Raw genomic sequence first — 20,415 nt, forward strand, 5'->3', positions numbered from 1 at the left:
CCATTTTTCAAGGATACGGAATGTCTCCCAGTCTCGTCATTTTCGATTGCGACGGTGTTCTCGTCGACACGGAACGCATGACCAATCAGAACATGGCCGATCTGGTCACGGATCTCGGCTATCCGATCACCGGACCGGAATGCCAGCGGCGCTTCATGGGCCGGACGCTGGAAAACGTGAAGGAAATGGTCGAGGAGCTGATTGGCCGGGAACTGCCAGCCAACTGGCCCGACCAGGTACGCGAACGCGACCTTGAAAGCTTCAAGGCCGGAGTACCAGCGATCAACGGCATCGAGGCCGTCCTCGATGATCTGGACAATCGCGGTGTGCCCTATTGCGTCGGTTCTTCCGGAAAATACGCGAAGATGAACGCAACGCTCGGCAGTTCGGGTTTGTTGCCCCGGCTGAAAGGCAAACTGTTTTCCGCCCAGGACTGCGAACGCGGCAAGCCGGCGCCTGATGTGTTCCTGCTGGGGGCCCGCACCATGGGTCACACTCCGGAAAACTGCGTTGTCGTGGAAGACAGTCTTCCGGGGGTCAGGGCAGCGCGTGCGGCCGGCATGCAGGTTTTCGCCTTTGTCGAAGACCCTTCCTGCGACCGGCAAGCCATGACGGATGCAGGCGGTATCCTGTTTGAACATATGGCGGAATTGCCGGATCTTCTCTTTTCCAACAGTTAGGGATTTTCTGGAAAAAGGTTTTACGGGACGCTCTTCAAAGGGACTTTGCACCCCTTAAAACTTTCAAGAGCCCATACTATCTTAGCCCACCGAATGACTTGAATGCGGACGGAAGAAAAGCCGTTTTACAGGGAGAATACCATGACAATGACGACAAGCGGCCGCGGGAAGATCTATTCCTCCATTACCGAAACCATCGGCGATACGCCGATCGTGCGGCTGGATCGTCTTGCCAAGGCCCATGGCGTCAAGGGCAACCTGCTTGCCAAGCTGGAATTCTTCAATCCGATCTCCAGCGTCAAGGACCGCATTGGCGTTGCCATGATCGAAGCGATGGAACAGGACGGCCGGATCGAACCGGGCAAGACCACCTTGATCGAACCGACTTCCGGCAACACGGGCATCGCGCTTGCCTTCGTTGCCGCCGCCAAAGGCTATCGGCTGATCCTTGTCATGCCGGAAACCATGTCGGTCGAACGGCGCAAGATGTTCAAGATCCTCGGGGCCGAGCTGGAACTCACGGAAGGCCCGAAGGGTATGAAAGGTGCGATTGCGCGCGCAGAAGAACTTCTCGGCGAGATCGACAATGCGGTGATCCCGCAGCAGTTTGAGAACCCGGCCAACCCCGAGATCCACCGCAACACCACGGCTGAAGAGATCTGGAACGACACCGATGGCGGCATTGACGTGTTCGTGTCCGGTATCGGTACCGGTGGCACGATCACTGGCGTCTCCCAGGTGCTGAAACAGCGCAAGCCGGACCTTCGTGTCGTTGCCGTCGAGCCGGAAGACAGCCCGGTTCTTTCAGGCGGTGAGCCGGGTCCACACAAGATCCAGGGCATTGGCGCCGGCTTCGTTCCGGGGGTTCTGGACACGTCCGTCTTTGATGAAGTCCAGACCGTTGCCAACGAAGACGCTTTCGCCATGGCACGCGAAATTGCCAAGACGGAAGGCATTCCGGTGGGCATTTCCTCCGGTGCTGCTTTGGCGGCCGCTATCCGCGTCGGCCAGCGGGACGATATGGAAGGCAAGAACATCGTAGTCATCATCCCGTCCTTTGCCGAGCGCTACCTGACAACGGCCCTCTTTGAAGGCCTGTAACCAATGACAATTGCGATTGACGGCCAGAAGAAGAGCTTCTCCTTCAAATGCGCCTGCTGTGGAGAAATTCACGAAGGCGGGCCGTCATTCGCATTCAACGAACCTTCATTCATTTGCGATATTTCCGAAGAAGAGCGCGCTGAGCGGGTTTTGCTGAACAGTGACCTATGTGTCGTGGACAATGAGACATACTTTATCCGGACGACGCTCGAGATTCCGATAAACGGCTCCGGCGACAGCTTTCTCTGGGGCGTGTGGGTGTCTCAAAGCAAGGAAAGTTTCGACCGTTACGTCGAGACTTATGAGCAGGATCAAACTGGTGACCGTTCATTTGGCTGGCTCGCTGTATCGATGCCCGGGTATTCATCGAAGGATACGGATCATGCCAGCCTCGCAACCGACGTTGTGTGGGGCAATGAACGCCCTGAGCTGAAAATACACGACGATCAGGATCATCCACTTGCCATAGATCAGCGTGAAGGCATTTCCTGGGAGCGTGCGGTGGAGCTGGCCGTTCTGCTAACTCATGGCAATTAAGAGCTTTTGCCGAAAGGTGTTCAACAAACCTGTCTTTCCATCCTGGTAGAGGAAGAGAATCCGAACACATGCCTGAACGGGCCTGTCTCCTCGTTCCCTATCGCCTGAAAACCGGCACGCTCATAAAGCGCACGCGCCCGAGGATTGGTGTCGATCACGTCCAAACGGACACTTGAAAGACCTCGCTGCCTGGCTTCTTCAAAAACCGCTTCCAACAGGGCCGTCCCGATACCTTGTCCGCGCGCTTTTTCGGAAACGAAGATACCGTCCATCAGCAACTGGTCCGGCGTTGCTTCCCGCTCCAGAACATCCAGTACCAGGCCGCGCCAGAAACCACCCCAGAGGCCGTAGACGGAGCGCATGTCCTCCAGGGTTCCGTCAACAAGCGCACCTTCATCGGTTTTGAAACCGGCCATGCCGAGCAATTCGCCCTCTGGGCCCAGTGCACTCAAGGCGAACTCCTGGTTCAGGAGTAATTCGCAAAGCTTGAGCGCTTTGGTCTCAGGGGCCAGGATCTTGCCCAACTTGCCACGGAAGGCCTGCCAGAAGAGGCGCGCAGCAGTTGCCCGCTGGTCTTCCGGAAACCCTCTTTCAATGTGGAATTCGACCGGCATTGCAGAATGTTAGCGGAGATAAACCGCAGTGCCCGTTGCGCTGACCATCAGCATCGACCCGTTTTGGCCAACGGTCTCATAATCGAGATCGACACCGATCACGGCATTGCCGCCAAGTGTTTGCGCGCGGGAGCACATTTCATCCAGAGCGATCTGACGAGCCTTTGCCAACTCTTCCTCGTAAGCAGCGGAGCGACCGCCGACAATGTCCCGAATTCCGGCAAAGAGATCCTTGAACAGGTTGGCGCCCAGGATCGCCTCGCCGGTCACCAGCCCCTTGTAGTCAATGTCCTTGCCCTGAACGGAATTCGTCGTCGTCACCAGCATGCCATGTCTCCTTAGTCCTTTGCCTTTGGACACATGGGAACCGGGCGAACGCAATGCAAGAATGCCATGTCTGTAGGAATACCCACGGAATCAAGGGAGCCTTTGTCGATGCTGGCCTCGGGATTTCTCCCGCAAACGCACCGATAGAAGGGCTTCAGCCAATTCAGCCGCGTCTGTCGGCCAGTATTCTTGAGGTCTGGGATGCACAACAGCTTCTCTGCCCGATGGCCGGCAATCCTCTATCTTGTCGATCCAGCGTCTGGGAACTGCCGACTGACCCTGAGCCGCACCCAGCAACGCGCCGCAGATGGCCGCGTTGGTGTCCGTGTCGCCCCCATTGCCAACGGTCGAGACCACTGCCTCTTCGAAAGTGATGCCGGACAGCAGATGAAAAAAGGCGTTCTGAAACGCCGTCAGGACCCACCCCATCTGATCGAAAAACTCAGGTGGAGGATTCGTTCTTGCCAGGTCCAGACGCTCGCGAACAGCTGCCGCGCCCGGTTCCGATTCAGGGTGATGGTCTGCATACTCGTTTGCGGTCTGCCACATGGCTTCGGCATCCGCTCCAGCTACTCCCACAGAAATCGCTGCGGCAAAGGCCGCGCTTGCCGACTGGCAGACGGGATGAGGATGGGTCAGTGCAGCGTCCAACGCTCCTGCGGTCGCAGCTTCGGCCGGGGTTCCCGCCGCGAACACGCCGATCGGACTGACACGCATCAACGCCCCGTTGGCCTGACTGCCGGACACCGCTCTTTTTCCGTTCGACAGCGCAATGATTGCAGATTTCGTCGTGAAGCCGATGTCAAACGGTGCCGACATCCACCAACGGATATAGGCTTCCGCCACTCTGTCCGGGTCAAAAGTGCCATACTGAACAATGGTTCGGGCAAGAGCCAGGGCCATCTCGCTGTCATCCGTCGGCTGACCGGCGATTAGATTGAAGGTGCCGCCGTCCTTCAGATCCCGAACACCCTCCGGATAGAGCTTTGCTATTTTTGAAGCGTTTTTGAATTCGACAAGCGAACCGAGCGAGTCTCCTGCCAGCTGTCCGAACAGACAGCCTTTGGCCCGGTCTTTTGTTTCTTCGCAAGCAATCTGCAATCTGTTTCTCCTGGTTCGGGCTTCGGTTCAGCTTCTCGAACGGCCGAGGGATGATCTCGTGACCATCGCAACTTTCCGCACCGTACTCCGCGATCACCCATTGTGGTAATCTGAGCGCTTCAAAGGACTATCGAAAGGCTTTCCAGAGTAGGTGAGGTGCCTCCATGTCCGTCAAATCGCTTCTTCTATCGCTTACACTTGTTTTCTGGGTTTCGGCGGGCAGCGCACAGGGCTTGCTGATTTCGCGCATGCAGTGTCAGACGACTTATCAGGGCATTCCGTTCGCCGGCGTCTTCGAAGTTCAGTTGTTTCAATACGCGTCCGCAGTACCCCAGGGTGCTGCAGGATTGCGCCAGCAGCTTAACTTGATGATACGGCGCGGTCAGGCAGCGCAAATACCCGGTACGCTTGTGCTCATGGGCGAATTCCAGGGTGGTGGCGCCATTGTCCATATCGAAGCGCCGAATATGGTCGGTGGTCAGGGCACTGGCGGCATTGTGGTCAACGGCCAGGCCCATCGCGCCACCCACGCGACATTCTATCTGGTTCAGGGCGGCGTCATCGCCCAGACTGAGGATGGCGTCCAGATACAGTATGTCTGTCAGTAGGGGTCGGCCGACCAGCCGTTATGCAGCCAGTCGCGATGCATCCTGGCCCCGATAACTCAAGGCTTCTGCCAGATGAATCCGACTGACTTCGTCCACGCTATCAAGATCGGCGAGCGTACGGGCAAGCTTGAGAACGCGGTGGTATCCGCGCGCGCTCAGTTGGAGCGTTTCGGCGGCATCGCGCAGAAAAGCAAGACCCTTGGCATCCGGTTGAGCCATCGCTTCAACGACTGAGGCAGGCGCCTGGGCATTGGTGCGGCAGGCAATGCCGAGATCGAAGAAGCGCCTTTCCTGGATCCGACGTGCTTCAGCCACCCGTTCCGCCACAACAGCGGAGGGTTCCGCTTCCGCCGGGCCGATCAGATCGGCTGCCGTGACCGCCGGAACATCGATCCGAAGATCGATCCTGTCCAGGAACGGACCTGAGACCCGTGCCTGATATTCACTCACACAGCGCTCCCCCCGGCGGCACTGATGGCCGGGCTCGCCTGCGTGCCCGCAGCGGCACGGGTTCATGGCAGCGACAAGCTGAATGCGCGCCGGATAGGTGACCCGGTGGTTCGCCCGTGCAATCACCGCTTCGCCGGTTTCAAGCGGTTGGCGCAAGCTGTCGAGAACCTGCGGATTGAACTCCGGCAGCTCATCGAGAAACAGGACCCCGTGATGGGCGAGCGACACTTCACCGGGCTTTGCCCGCAGGCCGCCGCCAACCAATGCCGCCATCGACGCGGAATGGTGCGGAGACCGGAACGGGCGCCGGTCGGTGAGTTTTCCTTCGGCGAGCTCTCCGGCAAGGGAAGCAATCATTGAAACTTCCAGCAATTCGCGCGGGGTTAAAGGCGGAAGGATCGAGGGCAGCCGGCTCGCCAGCATGGATTTTCCGGACCCCGGAGGGCCAGTCATAAGCAGATTATGTCCACCGGCAGCGGCAATTTCCAATGCTCGTCTGGCGCTTTCCTGCCCTTTGACTTCGGCAAGATCCGGCAATGGACCAGCGTTGCCATGCAGTTTCGCGGTGGGCCTGGAGAGCACCTGAGTTCCCTTGAAGTGATTGGCCAGCTGGATCAGGGAGCGTGGTGCCAGAATATCCATGTCACTGTCAGCCCAGGCCGCCTCGCCGCCGCTTTCCTGCGGACAGATCAGACCTTTTCCGAGCGCATTTGCACCCATGGCTGCGGGCAGAACTCCGGTCACCGGTGCCAACGTGCCATCGAGACCAAGTTCGCCCAGAACCACAAAGTTTTCCAGAAACTCACCGGGAATTGCACCGATCGCCGCCATCACACCGAGCGCAATCGGCAGATCATAATGAGACCCTTCCTTGGGCAGATCGGCGGGGGCCAGATTGACGGTGACGCGCTTGGCCGGCAGCGCCAATCCGGAGGCGGAGAGCGCCGCGCGCACACGTTCCCGGCTTTCCGCGACCGCCTTGTCCGGCAGACCGACGATGGTGAAGGCCACCATGCCCGGTCCGACATGCACCTGCACATCCACCTGCACAGCTTCAATCCCCTGAAACGCAACCGTCGTAACGCGACTGACCATAAACTGCCCTCTACCTTGAGATGTAGCCAAGCGAAGCATATCTCGTAAAATGATGCAAGAACAAAGACGGAACAATCGTCACTCGATCTGCGCTAACACCTTGAAACATTTGCCAACAACACTTGGCAGTTCGCGGTAAGTCCGAAATCCCATTGCCTCATAGTAGGCCTGCCCAATGGTGTTGGTCTTGCCGATGGTCGCGTCGATGTTTTGCAGCCCGGCTTGTCTGGCCGCTTCAAGCGATGAGGCGAAGAGCGCGGAGCCGGCGCCCTTTCTGCTAGAGGACAAGCTGACATAGGTGCCGATAATGCCCCAGCCGACGGGCAGGTCGAACATGTTGCCATCAGTTGCCATTTTCAGGGCCTGAAAGCCGAAGACGTTGCCTTCATCGTCTGAAATCACCGAGCAACGCACATTGTCAAGGTGCTCGATATAGTATGCGGTCACGAACTCGGGATCGCTTTGCCTGTCGCTGCCCCATTCTTCGAAGATTTCCACCAAGACTGCGCTCATGGCGTCCGCATCGACGCGTGTGGCCTTCCTGACGATCATGTCTTTGTCGAATCCAATTGTATTTTGCCTCTCAAAGCCCGAACATGCCCACAGGTTGCAACCTTCGCAACCTCATATTGCAAGTTTGAGAATGGGGGAGCCGAGCGTTCGCGAAGCTCAAAAACAAATTCTCACTCGGAAAGATGCCGGAACACAATTGCCCGGATATTCGAGACAAACGCCGGAGCCGCTCTGATTGTCGTTCGGTTCAACAGGATTAGGAGGACGCTTTCATGTGTGATCTTTGCGTGATGAATTCCGTCAAGGAGAGGATGCTGTCGCGGCGGGATTTCTTCAAGGCCGCTGCCGTGGGAACCGGAATTGCAGCAACCGCCTCCGTATCGGGAACCATGCCCGCAATGGCGCAGGCTCCGCAAAAGATCACCGACATGACCCATGAACTTCACAGCACATTTCCGACCTATGGAGGCGGGCAGCAGTTTCATGTGAATCAGGTCTTCGAGATTGCCAAGGATGGCTACAACCTGCTGGAACTGACCTTAAACGAGCACACCGGAACGCATATGGACGCACCGCTGCACTTTTCCGCCGATGGCCAGTCCGTCGCCGAAATTCCGGTCGAGAACCTCGTCGCGCCGCTCTGTGTGATCGACATAAAGGCCAAAGCGGCGGAAGACGCCAATGCCCAGGTAACGCCGGACGACCTGAAAGCCTGGATCGCGACCCATGGCGATATTCCCAAGGGTGGTTGTGTTGCAATGAACTCGGGCTGGGATGCGCATGTGAACTCAGACAAGTTCCGCAATGCCGGCAGTGAAGGCGTCATGCACTTTCCGGGCTTTCATCTGGAAGCCGCTCAAATGCTGATGGAAGAAACGGACGCCGTTGGCATCGCGGTCGACACGCTGTCGCTCGACTTTGGCCAGTCCAAGGATTTTGCCGTTCACTATGCCTGGCTGCCAAGCAATCGTTGGGGCATCGAATGCCTTGCCAATCTTGACGCCTTGCCGCCGGTCGGCGCGACGTTGATCGTCGGCGCACCGAAATTCCGGGGCGGTACAGGCGGACCGGCGCGTGTGATGGCGATGATGTGATCCAGTGGGACCGGTGAAACTGAAGACCGGATTCCGGTCCAGGTTCTGCGATCGCATCCATGAACCTCATCGAAATGAGTGAGACGTCGTTGTCTGTGTTCACCTCGACATAATGATCCCGTGACATCAATCGACGAATGCGGCCGCGCTTTGAAAACGGCAACCGCTTCAGCAACGCAGGTTCTTCAGTTCCAGGCTTGCGGCTTCCACCGCAGGTTCCGATGGTATCAGATTGATGACAATCACCACAAAACCCGTCACCGCGGCACAGTTTGGGAGCATCACCCCGCACGGCGGGCCGGAGGCCGCAAAGCAGCAGTCGGCTGGCCTGCTCTTATCCAGCATCTACAAGTTCTGTGTGGTAGTGGAACAACGACAATGACCCCGGATCGATACCGGGGTCACGAGAGTCGTTGAAATACGAACGTTTAGTGCGCTTCGTCCCAGTTGCTTGCGGCGCGGGCATCGACCTTCAGCGGCACCGACAGCTTCAGCGCCGGTTCGCAGGCAGTTTCCATGACCTCGCGGATGACCGGGATCGTGTCGTCCACCTGTGCGTCCGGCACTTCGAAGATCAATTCGTCGTGCACTTGAAGCAACATCTGGGCGTCCAGTCTGGCGGCGGCGAGCTTGTCTTCCATGCGAACCATGGCCCGGCGCAGAATATCGGCGGCCGAGCCCTGGATCGGTGCATTGATCGCGGCCCGCTCATAAAAGGCGCGGTGGTTCGGGTTCTTGGTGTTCACTTCAAGATAATGCGCCTTGCGGCCGAAAATCGTGGTGACGTAGCCGTCGGCATGGACCTTTTTCTTGGTCTCTTCCATGTAGTCCTTGATGCCCGGGAAGCGCTCAAAATAGGTCTTGATGTAATCACCCGCCTCACCGCGCGATATGCCCAGCTGGTTGGCAAGCCCGAAGGCGGAAATGCCGTAGATGATGCCGAAATTGATGGCCTTGGCCTGGCGGCGGACCATCGGGTCCATGCCTTCGATCGGCGTTCCAAACATTTCGCTCGCCGTCATGGCGTGAATGTCGAGCCCGTCCTCGAACGCCTTTTTCAGCTGCGGAATATCGGCGATATGCGCGAGCACCCGGAGCTCGATCTGGCTGTAATCGGCGGAGATCAGCTTGTGCCCCTTTTCCGATACAAAGGCCTGACGGATCTTCCGGCCCTCCTCGGTCCGAACCGGAATGTTCTGCAGGTTCGGCTCGGAGGATGACAGGCGGCCCGTCGTCGTTGCCGCGAGGGCATAAGACGTGTGCACCCGGCCCGTCTCCGGATTGATGTAACCGGGAAGGGCATCGGAATACGTGGATTTCAGCTTCGACAACTGACGCCAGGCAACAATCTTGGACGGCAGCTCATGGCCTTCGGCAGCAAGTTCTTCCAGAACCTGTGCAGAGGTCGACCAGGCACCCGTCTTGGTCTTCTTGCCGCCCGGCAGTTCCATCTTGCCGAAGAGAATGTCTCCGAGCTGCTTCGGCGAACCGATGTTGAAGTTCTGACCGGCCAGCTCGTAGATTTCCGATTCCAGCCCGGCCATGCCTTGCGCAAAATCACCGGAAAGGCGCGAGAGCATCTGACGGTCGACGGAAATGCCACGCTTTTCCATACGAGCCAGCACCGGCACCATCGGCCGTTCCAGGGTCTCGTAGACCGTTGCCATGTGATCACTGGCAAGGCGCGGCTTCAGGATCAGCCACAGGCGCAAGGTGACGTCAGCGTCTTCGGCTGCATAAGCCGTTGCCTTGTCGATGGCCACCTTGTCGAAAGTGATCATCGACTTGCCGGATCCGCAGACTTCCTTGAACGGGATCGGCTTGTGACCGAGCCAGCGCTCGGACAACTCGTCCATGCCGTTGCCGCCCTTGCCCGCGTCCACGGTGTAGGAAAGCAGCATGGTGTCATCAAACGGACCGATATCGATGCCGTAGCGGGTCATCACCAGCCAGTCATACTTGAGGTTCTGCGCAATCTTCAGGACCGACCGGTCCTCCAGCATCGGCTTGAGGACTTCCAGTGCGTCCTTCAGCGGGATCTGGTCGGGCAGCAGGCCACCACCGCCGAGAAGGTCGCCTTCGCCATCAACATGGGCGAGCGGCACGTAACAGGCCTTGCCGGGCTCCGTCGACAGTGACAGGCCAACCAGATCAGCCTGCATGGCATCAAGGGACGTGGTTTCGGTGTCAAAGGCAACATAGCCTTTTTCAAATGCCGCCTCGCACCATTCCTGCAGCCGTTCGACCGTTGTCACGGTCTCATAAGCGTTGGAGTCGATCGCGATTGCCTTGATGCTTTCGGCCCGCGCATCGGCCACCGTCTGCGGCACCATTGCACCGTCAACACCTGAACCGGCGTCTGCCGATCCCGATCCGGAAGCGCTCGTGCTTTCGGGCCGTTCCGCCATACGGCCCTTGTGGTCGGGAACATCCCAGCCCGGCACCTGAAAATCGGTTGCCTCGATATTGGCAAGTTCGGCACCGGTCGTCTCGGCCACTCGCTTGGTCAGCGTGTTGAAGCCCATGGTTTTCAGGAAGCCGACGGCTTTGGGGCCATCCACTTCCATGACCGAGAGATCGGTCACCGGAACCTCGACTGGGACATCCTGCTTCAAGGTCACAAGTTCCTTGGAGACGCGCGCCTGGTCGGCGAACTCGATCAGGTTTTCCCGGCGCTTCTTCTGCTTGATGGTCTCGGCCTGAGCCAGCAGGGTTTCCAGATCGCCGAATTCGTTGATCAGGAGAGCCGCGGTCTTGAGACCAATGCCCGGGACACCCGGAACGTTGTCGACGCTGTCACCCGCCAGCGACTGCACCTCGATAACCTTGTCCGGACCGACGCCGAACTTCTCGAAAACTTCCTCTTCGCCGAAAGTCTTGTTCTTCATGGTGTCGATCATGCCGACATTCGGGCCGATCAACTGCATCAGGTCCTTGTCGCCGGAGACAATGGTCACCGTTGCACCCATGTCGGATGCCTGACGGGCATAGGTGGCGATCAGGTCGTCCGCCTCGAAGCCGGCCTGCTCGATGCAATGAACGGAAAACGCCCGTGTCGCCTCGCGGATCAGACCGAACTGCGGCACCAGGTCTTCCGGTGGTTCCGGCCGTTGGGCCTTGTATTCGGGGTAAATGTCATTCCGGAACGTTTTGGCCGAATGATCGAAAATCACCGCGAAATGGGTCGGCTCATCGCCTTCTTCCGGTGTCAGACCTTCCTGCAGCAGCTTCCACAGCATGTTGCAGAAACCGGACACGGCGCCAACGGGCAATCCGTCCGGCTTGCGGGTCAGCGGCGGCAGCGCGTGATAGGCGCGGAAGATGAAAGTGGAGCCGTCGACCAGGATCAGGTGGTCGTCGGCGGTGAGGGCGGGTGAGGAATCTTGCGTCGACATGGCGCGGATCATGCCCGGACTGGGCCGAGGAGGGAAGAGGGAATTTCAGCCATTCTCAGGAATGTCACGGCGAAATGGTGCGCCCGGTGGCACCCAACTGAGTGTTCACCGAAAGATCGCCATTGGGATGGTTTGTCTCATTGTGAACGCAATGCCGATCCACCAGACTCTTACAAACTGATCTCTTGCCGACCAAGTGCTTGCGATGCCCTTTTCAGACTCTCATATGCAATCTGTTCTCGTTCGGCTGGCCCGGATCGATGAAGCTGAGCTGATCAATGAAATAAAGATCAATGCTTACGTTCCAACATATCAAGGCTTGATCGGAACAGTGCCAAGTCCAGCGCGTGAGGACTACAGGACGCGGATAGAGAGCGGTCATGTCTGGATTGCAGAGTGGTCAGGTACCGCAGCCGCTGTAATGGCCGTTGATGAAAAGATCGGCTACCTGATGATCTACAGCGTTGCCGTTGATCCACGATGGCAGGGTAAAGGACTGGCGAAGGCGTTGTTTGCTCAAGCGGAGCAATACGCAATCCGGAACTCGTTACCGGAATTGCGCCTTCACACCAATAGCAAGATGCTCAAAAACATCGCGCTGTATGAAAAGCTCGGATTCACAAAGACGGGTAAACGCCCCCATCCAAGCCGTGAAGGCCATTATCTGATTGACATGGCAAAACCCATTTTGAATGAAACAATGCATCAAACCGGCGCTGGCTGAGCACTCACGTGATCACTCCGCCGCCTGAGCCTGCCCTTTGCGCCCGAAGGTGCCGCTCAGATAAGCCCATTGCGGCCTCTTGAACAGGAACCAGCCAAGGTTGGTCCAGCGGATCAGCCAGAACAGGATCATCGGACTGACGGAGGCGACGATGGTCACGACCAGTGACGCTGTACCGATATCAAGGATGCCCAGTTTCAGCAGGATCACTCGGGTAACCGCCATCGGAAAGAAGAAGGCGAGATAGATGACGATGGAGTTCTCGCCGAAGTGGCGGAGGAAATCCATCCGGCCCCATTTCACAATCAATGCACTCGTCAGGATGATTGCACCGGCTCCAGCTGCGCCCAATGCAAGGGAAATGATCGGGTCAGCTGCGAGCCCGGCATAGACCAGCCCTCCGTTCACAAGCCCCCAGCCAAGCAGATAGGCAAGGCTGACACCTATGCGCTCACGCGCCCATCCGGCAAGCTTGAAGATCTGCGGAGCGAAGATGTAACCGCAATAGAAATAGACAAAGCGCGAGGCAAACTCATCAACCAGCAGCCAACCGGTATGGATCGGCGCAATCTGCAGGATCGCGGCGACAACCAGCATAGCTTGCCAGGGAACTCCCTTGTCATGGGCCAGTTTGCAGACCAGGAAAAAGACCGGCAGCATGTAGATGAACCACAAAGTGCCGAAAGGCTGGATGAAGCTCAGGAAGTAGAACTCCAGGGCACCGGCCGTGCCCATTTCACCGGCAAAGACAGGAGCCTTTACCGCGAACTGGATCGTCATCCAGAGCACGTAAAAGTATGCGAAATGGACGACCTTTCGATCGAGATATAGCTTCCAGTCGCGGGTGATGACCTTGGAAAGGAACAGGCCGGAAATCAGGAAGAAGTCCGGCATCCGGAACGGCGCGGCAAAAGCGACAATGGCGTGCATCCAACCGGTCTCACCAGCTGCGGCCTCGACACCGAGAACCGAATGCATCATCACAACAAAGATGATGCAGATGCCCTTGGCCGTATCGACCCAGTCAACGCGATGTGCACTCATGGTCCGCACCTTTTTCCTGTTCCGGAACGGTTTTCACCCAGGATCAGCGTGCAGAAGTACCCCCAACTGGTAAATTTGCCCCTACGACCCTAGTCACGATTTGGTGAGCCGGATCGAGGTTCCGTTAGGATTTCGCGTTGTCGGAACCGTCCTGCCAGGGGCTAATTCTGGGTTGGCCGTTTCCTGACGGGCCCTCGGAAGCGCCATCGTTCTTTTCCGACCAGTCGCCTTCATCAAGGTCAACGACATGATCTCCGGGCCTGCGGGGGCCCTGTCCTCCCTGGACGATCACGACATCGGACCGGGAAATGATGAATTTGGCCAGTGCCTCGCGAACCGGCGGGATAAACAGCAATAGGCCGATCGCATCGGTCACAAATCCGGGAATGAGCAGCAGGATACTGGCAAGAACGATCATTGCGCCCTGCATGACTTCATTGCCCGGAGCCCGCCCTGCATCAAGTTCCTTCTGCATGCGCATGAGCAGCGACAATCCCTGCTGACGCAGCATGATTGTGCCCGCCACCGCTGTGACAAGCGTTAGCAAAATGGTCGGGAACACCCCGATCAGACCGCCAACCCAGATGAAGACTGCAATCTCGATCAGAGGCAGCAAAAGAATAGCGGCAATGATATAAAGTCCCACGGGACCTCCAACGTCTGATAAGCTGTTTGGACTTGGGCCACGGACTCACAAATGAGTTTGAAATGGCAAAGGACCACGAAAAATTTTGCGCGGCACGGGTCAATTCCCCGGATGGTTGCGCTGAACCGGCGTGGCCGGGCCGTTTCCATGACCTTCGCATTTGACCGGACAGTTCCTCGCCATTGTCGCGAAAGGCTTGAAAATGAACCACATTTCCTGCACTTTCACTACTATTAGACGAGCAATCCGCCTCAAATCATTTCAAACTCAATTATGAGTCCGAGACCTAAGGTAGACATTCGCTCACAAAAATGCGAGCAGGCAGTCGCGTGAAAGAAGCACTTAGCAAAAAATCTGTCTTGCTCTTGGGTCTGGATGCTGGTTCAAGAACCCCCTAAATAGGAAGATAACAGAGTTGAGTGTGAGCCAGCGCGCACCTTAAAGAACAAAAGGGCGGCGTTAATTGCCTTCAAAGGGTAGCCGGAACGAAAAATGAATGAGATTTTTGACCCATTAAACCTCCTCCTTATGGGACTTGCGGTTTTCATTCTCTTCAGACTGAGGTCTGTATTGGGCAAGCGTACCGGCAACGAACGCCCGCCTTTTGACCCTTATTCCAAGCCCGAGCAATCCAAGGATCAGGCAAACGGACAGGACAACGTCATCCCGTTGCCGAACCAGACAGCTCAACAGTCCGAAGCCATGGAAGAAAACGCGCCCGCCGGCGACGTGGTTATCGACAAGGTCGCTCCTGAGGGATCGGCACTCAACAGCGCGCTGAAGCAAATTCTTTCCGTCGACCGCAGTTTCGAGCCGGAGCCCTTTCTGCAGGGTGCGCGCGCCGCTTACGAAATGATCGTGATGGCGTTTGCCGACGGTGACAAGAAAGCCCTCAAGAACCTCCTTTCTCGTGATGTCTATGAAGGCTTTGTTGCCGCCATCGACGATCGCGAAAAGAGAGGCGAAACCATTGAATCGACCTTTGTCGGCATCGACAAGGCCGAGATCGTTGAAGCGGCGCTCAAGGGCTCGACCGCTCAGGTCACGGTCAAGATCCACAGTCAGCTGATTTCCGCGACGCGCGACAAGGCGGGCGAAGTGGTGGACGGCGACCCTGCCAAGGTGACCGAAGTGGTCGATATCTGGACCTTCGCGCGTGACACGAGCTCCCGCGATCCGAACTGGAAGCTGGTTGCGACCGAATCCGCCGAGTGATCGTGGCGCAGACGGGGCGGCCCAAGAGGGCAATGCCTTTCCCATTGCTCGCCGTAATTTTGAAGGGCGCGGTTCTAGCCGCGCCGCTTTTCTTTGCAGGAGCTGCTTCGGCCATGCAGCAAGGCCCGCAATTTCCCGAACAATTTCAGAAAACCGCCTTCGACCGTGTTCAAGGATGGGAACAGGACAACCAGTTGGCTGCCCTGAGGAGCTTTCTTCGCTTTTGCAAACGCCCGAATGCCATGGACGGTGGCCCCGAGCTGTTGCGTACCACAACTGACGAACTGAACTCGCTGTGTGAGTTGGCACGCGGGCAAGCCATGGAAACCAACAGTTCAGCCCGGCATTTTTTTGAAACCCACTTCACGCCATTCCGCATCAACGAGAAAGGCTTCGTGACCGGGTACTTCGAACCCGAGGTAACGGCTTCTCGCGAGAAAACTGAAGACTATTCCGTTCCGCTGCACAAAAAACCCGCAGGACTGGAGGCTGTAACGGCAAAGAACCGTCCAGTCGATTGGCCTTCGCATCTCAGCCACGGCCGATGGGTAGACGGGACACTTCAGGAGCTGCCGGATCGAGCTGCGGTCATGGACGGCGCATTGGACAAGGAAAACCTCGAACTTGTCTGGCTGGCAGATCCCGTTGACGCCTTTTTCATTCACGTGCAGGGATCTGCTCGTCTGCGTCTGACCGACGATTCGACGATGCGGGTGGGATACGCGGGCAAGTCCGGTCATCCGTATACCGGCATCGGACGACTTCTGGTCGAGCGTGGTGAAGGAACGCCTGAAGACTTTACCATGTCGGGTCTTCGTACCTGGCTGACGAAAAACCATGAAAAACGTGATGCGCTTTTCAAGGAAAACCGTTCCTACATCTTCTTTCGCGAAGTTCATGAAGCGAAACCGGAAGACGGTCCGATCGGCGCTGCCAATCTATCCCTGGTGCCGGGCCGGAGCCTGGCTGTCGACCCGTCACACTTTCCCTATGGTGCACTGATATTCGTTTCCGCCGGGTTTCAGGATCCCGACGCGACCGGGCGATCCTTTGCCCGCTTGATGGTGAGCGACGATACGGGTTCTGCCATCAGGGGGCCGGCTCGCGGGGATGTCTTTACCGGATCGGGAAAACGTGCCGGTCAGATCGCCGGAGATATCCGTCATAAAGCGGAGTTCGTCGTGCTGGTGCCGAATTCGAGACTGGCGAATGCCGGGGCGACAGTGGACTGAGCCATGGCCAAGAGGGGAAAAAAGGGCGCGCTGTCACCGGAAGACCGGGACCTGTGGGGCAAGGTCGCAAAAACCCTGACCCCTTTGCACCCGGATCGCGCCAAGGCGCTTGAAGAAGAACTGACAAAGGCCGCCGCCGAATCCGCACCGCGGAAGTCCGTCAAGTCACAGCAGACAGCGACTGCAATCAGTGCTCCTTCGCCTGCAAAACAGCCGCAGGCGCCATTGCCCTTGCACCAGCTGGAACATCGCTACCGCCGAAAGATTGTTCGAGGCGTCACGGCCATCGATGCCCGTATCGATCTCCACGGCCTGACGCAGTACCAGGCCCATGACCGGTTGCTCGGTTTCCTGTATCAGGCACAGGCCCGCAGACATAGGGTGGTTCTCGTGATTACAGGAAAAGGCGGCAGTCCGGAGCGGGCCTATATGGACGAACGCGGCGTTTTGCGCAGAATGGTTCCCCAGTGGCTGGCAATGCCGGATCTGCGTTCGGTCGTCATCGGCTATGAAGAAGCGCATCCCAGCCACGGTGGGGCAGGGGCGCTTTACGTCCGAATTCGAAAGAAAAGGTAGGAACGTGACACCGCTTGGGGCAAAAATTCGGGAACTGAGGACAAAACAAGGCGTGTCACTCAAAGAGATGGCTGCGGCGCTGTCCGTCTCCAGCGCATATCTGTCAGCACTCGAACACGGAAAACGCGGCAAGCCGACCTGGTTTCTGGTTCAAAGAATCATCACCTATTTCAATGTCATCTGGGACGAGGCGGAGGAAATCCAGCGGCTGGCGGAACTCTCCGATCCCCGGGTGACGATCGATACCGCCGGAATGCACCCCAAGGCAACCGAACTTGCCAATCACCTGGCACTCAAGATCGGTGGTCTTTCGGAGGAGTCCCTCGGTTCCCTGCTGCACCAGTTGCGCGTTGCCGCGGTGAAGGACGATGTTTGAATTGAAATGCTTGGTTGCCCTCAGCTCCAAAAGGATCTGATTTCAAGAGAAGACATGCTTGTTTGACCCGGCGATTGGCGGCAGCAATTGCCCGCCAATACCGCAATGAAAATCTGCACGAAATACCATGGGCATCTGCAATCGAGATTTACGTGTCCTTATCCCTCGTTCCCTATATAACCGGCACGTGGGACCTGGATGTGCCCGCCCCTGCCTCTGTTGAACGGACGCGTGAAGAAAATGAAATTTTCCCAAGACGAACTTGCCGGACTGATCGATTCTGAAGATCTCGGAAAACGATTGAGTGCCTTGACGTCGGGAAACGAGGGCAATGGTTCAGACCTGAAAACCCGATCGGCTGTTCTGGCGGAGCTTAAGTCGACCGTCAAATCTTCCCGGGAAACCGCCCAGAAGCTGCTTAATGAAGACGGCAAGGGGCTGCTGTGTGCCGCCAGGCTGTCCTACATTCAGGACGAATTGATCCGGCTGATTTACGAGTTTGCCGTCAAGCATGTCTACCGGGTGAAGAACCCGTCTGCGGCAGAACGCATGTCCGTTGCCGCGGTCGGCGGGTATGGCCGGGGGACCCTGGCTCCCGGCTCCGATATCGATCTGCTTTTCATCCTGCCATACAAGCAGACCCCCTGGGGCGAGCAGGTGGTCGAATACATCCTCTACATGCTTTGGGATCTCGGCTTCAAGGTCGGCCATGCGACGCGCAATCTGGATGAGTGCATTCGCCTGTCCAAGTCGGACATGACAATCCGCACGGCCGTTCTCGAAGCCCGCTATATCTGGGGCGACGAAGAGCTGTTTCGCGAACTCGTCCGGCGCTTCGATACCGAAGTTGTCGAGGGAACGAGTTCGGAATTCATCGCCGCCAAGCTGCAGGAGCGCGATGAGCGCCATCAGCGCCAGGGCATGTCCCGCTATCTGGTCGAGCCGAACATCAAGGAAGGCAAAGGGGGCCTGCGCGATCTCAACACGTTGTTCTGGATCGCGAAATACCATTTCCGGGTCAACCGTCAGTCGGAACTGGTCAAGAAGGGCGTTCTCACCCGGTCCGAATATTCAAGGTTCGTCAAATCGGAGGATTTTCTCTGGGCGGTCAGGTGTCATCTGCATTTCCTGACCAAGCGGCCGGAGGAAAGACTCTCATTCGATGTCCAGCGCGAGATTGCCGTTCGTCTCAGCTACACCCAGCATCCGGGCATGAAGGATGTCGAGCGCTTCATGAAGCACTATTTCCTCGTGGCCAAGGATGTCGGTGACCTGACACGCATCATCTGTGCCGCGCTGGAAGAGGAACACGTCAAGGCACCACGCGGCAAGGGGCTGTCCAGCATCGTGAAACGGCTGCGCAGTGGCCGGATCTCCGGTGCAGCCAAGGCGGTGAAGGGTGCACCGGGTTTCGTTGTCGAGAACAACCGGCTCAATGTCACCTCAGATACGATTTTCGAAACCGATCCGACCAATATCCTTCGCGTTTTCCAGCTTGCCGACAAGCATGAATACAATCTGCATCCACAGCTGACGCGACTGATCCGCCATTCTCTGAAGCTGGTGGACAGCAACCTGCGTTCCGATCCGGAAGCCAACCGGTTGTTCCTGTCGGTGCTCACGTCGCGCGTTTCACCCGAGAAAACCTTGCGCAAGATGAACGAGACCGGTGTACTCGGGCGGTTCGTACCGGATTTCGGTAAGGTGGTGGCGATGATGCAGTTCAACATGTATCACCACTACACGGTCGACGAACATCTGATCCGGTCCATCGGTGTCCTGTCGGAAATCGAACGGGGGGATTCCGGGGATGACCATCCGCTGGCAACCGATCTGATCCTGACCCTTCAGAACCGCAAGGTGCTTTTCGTGGCGATGTTCCTGCATGACATTGCCAAGGGGCGGCCGGAAGACCACTCCGTTGGCGGTGCGAAAGTCGCCCGGAAAATCTGCCCGCGTTTCGGCCTGAACGACGCGGAAACCGAAACGGTTGCCTGGCTGATTGAACATCACCTGGACATGAGCACGATTGCGCAGTCCCGGGATCTTTCCGATCGCAAGACAATCACGGATTTTGCCCAGACGGTGCAGTCTCTGGAACGTCTGAAACTGTTGCTGATCCTGACGGTTGCCGATATCCGCGCGGTCGGTCCGGGCGTATTCAATGGCTGGAAAGGGCAGCTTCTCAGAACGCTCTACTACACCACGGAACCCCACCTGTCCGGCGGCCACAGCAAGATGTCTCATGCCAAGGCCATCGAGCAAGCCAAGGACAGTCTTTCCGAGCAACTCGATCACTGGACGAAAAAGGACCGCAACGCCTATCTGAAGCGGCATTATCCGGCCTATTGGCTCAGAACCGAACCTGATCGGCTCGTCTCGCATGCCGAGCTGCTGCACAAGGCAGACAAGAACAGCAAGCAACTTGCATTTCAGGTTGTTCCACGCGCATTCGAGGGGGTAACCGAGCTGACGATCATGGCGCCGGACCACCCGCGGCTGCTGTCGATCATCGCCGGAGCCTGCTTTTCCACCGGCGCGAACATCGTGGATGCGCAGATCGACACCACCACGGACGGTTTCGCGCTCGACACGATTTTCATCAGCAGGGAATTGCCGAACAATGAAGATGAACACCGGCGCGGTGAACGGATCTCGCAGCTGATCAAGACGACCTTGCGGGGTGAAGAGCGCCTGCCTGAACCCGTGCCGAAGAAAAGCGCCGTGAAGGGCCGCATGAAGGCGTTCAAGGTTGCCAGCGAAGTCCTGGTCAACAATGCGCTTTCAGACGATTACACGGTGCTGGAGATAAGTGGCCTTGATCGGCCCGGTCTTCTTTACGACCTGACCCGGTCCATCGCCACGCTCAATCTGAACATCGGTTCGGCTCACATTTCGACCTTTGGCGAAAAGGTGGTCGACGTCTTTTACGTCACCGATCTGACCGGGCAGAAGATTTCCAATATCGGCCGTCAGGACATCATCCGTGAACGCCTTGCCAACGCTGTCGAGGGTCAGATCGAGCTGGACCCGGCAGCTCCTGTCGCCCGCAAAGCCCAACGGCAGGTGAGCTAAGTGACCCGCCCC

19 protein-coding genes are annotated in these 20,415 nt (G+C 57.5%); 11 read left to right on the forward strand and 8 right to left on the reverse strand.

Going from position 1 to position 20,415, the window contains the following annotated elements:
* The first annotated feature begins 20 nt into the window (after positions 1-20).
* The 3 genes from ABLQ08_RS28815 (at position 21) to ABLQ08_RS28825 (ending at position 2,318) form a co-directional block, all read left to right on the forward strand.
* Positions 21-680, forward strand: a complete 660-nt coding sequence (locus ABLQ08_RS28815; protein ID WP_352949762.1) for an HAD family hydrolase — start codon at positions 21-23, stop codon at positions 678-680.
* A gap of 141 nt (positions 681-821) precedes the next feature.
* A complete protein-coding gene (gene cysK, locus ABLQ08_RS28820; protein WP_352949764.1) occupies positions 822-1,781 on the forward strand; it encodes a cysteine synthase A in 960 nt (319 codons plus the stop codon).
* 3 nt (positions 1,782-1,784) lie between these two features.
* A complete protein-coding gene (locus ABLQ08_RS28825) occupies positions 1,785-2,318 on the forward strand; it encodes a DUF2199 domain-containing protein (protein WP_352949765.1) in 534 nt (177 codons plus the stop codon).
* A 20-nt stretch (positions 2,319-2,338) separates the two neighbouring features.
* Here ABLQ08_RS28825 and ABLQ08_RS28830 read toward each other — a convergent pair whose 3' ends face one another.
* The 3 genes from ABLQ08_RS28830 to ABLQ08_RS28840 all read right to left on the reverse strand — a co-directional run bounded on the left by ABLQ08_RS28830 (position 2,339) and on the right by ABLQ08_RS28840 (position 4,360).
* Complete coding sequence (locus tag ABLQ08_RS28830; RefSeq protein ID WP_352949766.1) at positions 2,339-2,932, reverse strand: GNAT family N-acetyltransferase; 594 nt, start codon at positions 2,930-2,932, stop codon at positions 2,339-2,341.
* A 9-nt stretch (positions 2,933-2,941) separates the two neighbouring features.
* Entirely contained in the window at positions 2,942-3,259 is a 318-nt protein-coding gene (locus tag ABLQ08_RS28835) for a heavy metal-binding domain-containing protein (RefSeq protein WP_352949768.1), read from the reverse strand.
* 90 nt (positions 3,260-3,349) lie between these two features.
* The gene (locus ABLQ08_RS28840; protein ID WP_352949770.1) at positions 3,350-4,360 is read right to left on the reverse strand and encodes an ADP-ribosylglycohydrolase family protein; all 1,011 of its coding nucleotides are present in this window, start codon (positions 4,358-4,360) and stop codon (positions 3,350-3,352) included.
* 164 nt (positions 4,361-4,524) lie between these two features.
* Here ABLQ08_RS28840 and ABLQ08_RS28845 point away from each other — a divergent pair, with 164 nt between their 5' ends.
* The gene (locus ABLQ08_RS28845) at positions 4,525-4,968 is read left to right on the forward strand and encodes a hypothetical protein (RefSeq protein WP_352949772.1); all 444 of its coding nucleotides are present in this window, start codon (positions 4,525-4,527) and stop codon (positions 4,966-4,968) included.
* A gap of 18 nt (positions 4,969-4,986) precedes the next feature.
* Here ABLQ08_RS28845 and ABLQ08_RS28850 read toward each other — a convergent pair whose 3' ends face one another.
* A complete protein-coding gene (locus ABLQ08_RS28850; RefSeq protein WP_352949774.1) occupies positions 4,987-6,513 on the reverse strand; it encodes a YifB family Mg chelatase-like AAA ATPase in 1,527 nt (508 codons plus the stop codon).
* Positions 6,514-6,591: 78 nt separating this feature from the next.
* Complete coding sequence (locus ABLQ08_RS28855) at positions 6,592-7,065, reverse strand: GNAT family N-acetyltransferase (protein WP_352949776.1); 474 nt, start codon at positions 7,063-7,065, stop codon at positions 6,592-6,594.
* A 233-nt stretch (positions 7,066-7,298) separates the two neighbouring features.
* Between ABLQ08_RS28855 and ABLQ08_RS28860 the strand changes: the two genes are divergently transcribed.
* Positions 7,299-8,120, forward strand: coding sequence for a cyclase family protein (locus tag ABLQ08_RS28860; RefSeq protein WP_352949778.1), 822 nt, complete (start codon positions 7,299-7,301; stop codon positions 8,118-8,120).
* Positions 8,121-8,548: 428 nt separating this feature from the next.
* On the opposite strand, the gene polA is transcribed toward ABLQ08_RS28860, so the two are convergent.
* Positions 8,549-11,527, reverse strand: coding sequence for a DNA polymerase I (polA, locus tag ABLQ08_RS28865; protein ID WP_352949779.1), 2,979 nt, complete (start codon positions 11,525-11,527; stop codon positions 8,549-8,551).
* Positions 11,528-11,741: 214 nt separating this feature from the next.
* Here polA and ABLQ08_RS28870 point away from each other — a divergent pair, with 214 nt between their 5' ends.
* The gene (locus tag ABLQ08_RS28870; RefSeq protein WP_352949781.1) at positions 11,742-12,239 is read left to right on the forward strand and encodes a GNAT family N-acetyltransferase; all 498 of its coding nucleotides are present in this window, start codon (positions 11,742-11,744) and stop codon (positions 12,237-12,239) included.
* A 12-nt stretch (positions 12,240-12,251) separates the two neighbouring features.
* Here ABLQ08_RS28870 and ABLQ08_RS28875 read toward each other — a convergent pair whose 3' ends face one another.
* The gene (locus ABLQ08_RS28875; protein ID WP_352949783.1) at positions 12,252-13,283 is read right to left on the reverse strand and encodes an acyltransferase family protein; all 1,032 of its coding nucleotides are present in this window, start codon (positions 13,281-13,283) and stop codon (positions 12,252-12,254) included.
* 124 nt (positions 13,284-13,407) lie between these two features.
* Complete coding sequence (locus tag ABLQ08_RS28880; RefSeq protein WP_352949785.1) at positions 13,408-13,929, reverse strand: FxsA family protein; 522 nt, start codon at positions 13,927-13,929, stop codon at positions 13,408-13,410.
* A 492-nt stretch (positions 13,930-14,421) separates the two neighbouring features.
* Between ABLQ08_RS28880 and ABLQ08_RS28885 the strand changes: the two genes are divergently transcribed.
* The 5 genes from ABLQ08_RS28885 to ABLQ08_RS28905 all read left to right on the forward strand — a co-directional run bounded on the left by ABLQ08_RS28885 (position 14,422) and on the right by ABLQ08_RS28905 (position 20,403).
* A complete protein-coding gene (locus ABLQ08_RS28885; RefSeq protein WP_352949787.1) occupies positions 14,422-15,144 on the forward strand; it encodes a Tim44/TimA family putative adaptor protein in 723 nt (240 codons plus the stop codon).
* A gap of 32 nt (positions 15,145-15,176) precedes the next feature.
* Complete coding sequence (gene mltA / locus ABLQ08_RS28890; RefSeq protein WP_352949789.1) at positions 15,177-16,376, forward strand: murein transglycosylase A; 1,200 nt, start codon at positions 15,177-15,179, stop codon at positions 16,374-16,376.
* A gap of 3 nt (positions 16,377-16,379) precedes the next feature.
* A complete protein-coding gene (locus ABLQ08_RS28895; protein WP_352949791.1) occupies positions 16,380-16,952 on the forward strand; it encodes a Smr/MutS family protein in 573 nt (190 codons plus the stop codon).
* 4 nt (positions 16,953-16,956) lie between these two features.
* A complete protein-coding gene (locus ABLQ08_RS28900; protein WP_352949793.1) occupies positions 16,957-17,328 on the forward strand; it encodes a helix-turn-helix domain-containing protein in 372 nt (123 codons plus the stop codon).
* A gap of 240 nt (positions 17,329-17,568) precedes the next feature.
* On the forward strand, positions 17,569-20,403 hold the full coding sequence (locus tag ABLQ08_RS28905) for a [protein-PII] uridylyltransferase (protein WP_352949795.1): 2,835 nt from the start codon (positions 17,569-17,571) through the stop codon (positions 20,401-20,403).
* Positions 20,404-20,415 lie beyond the last annotated feature (12 nt).

Origin of the sequence: Roseibium sp. SCP14, assembly GCF_040329475.1 — a bacterium.
GTDB lineage: Bacteria > Pseudomonadota > Alphaproteobacteria > Rhizobiales > Stappiaceae > Roseibium.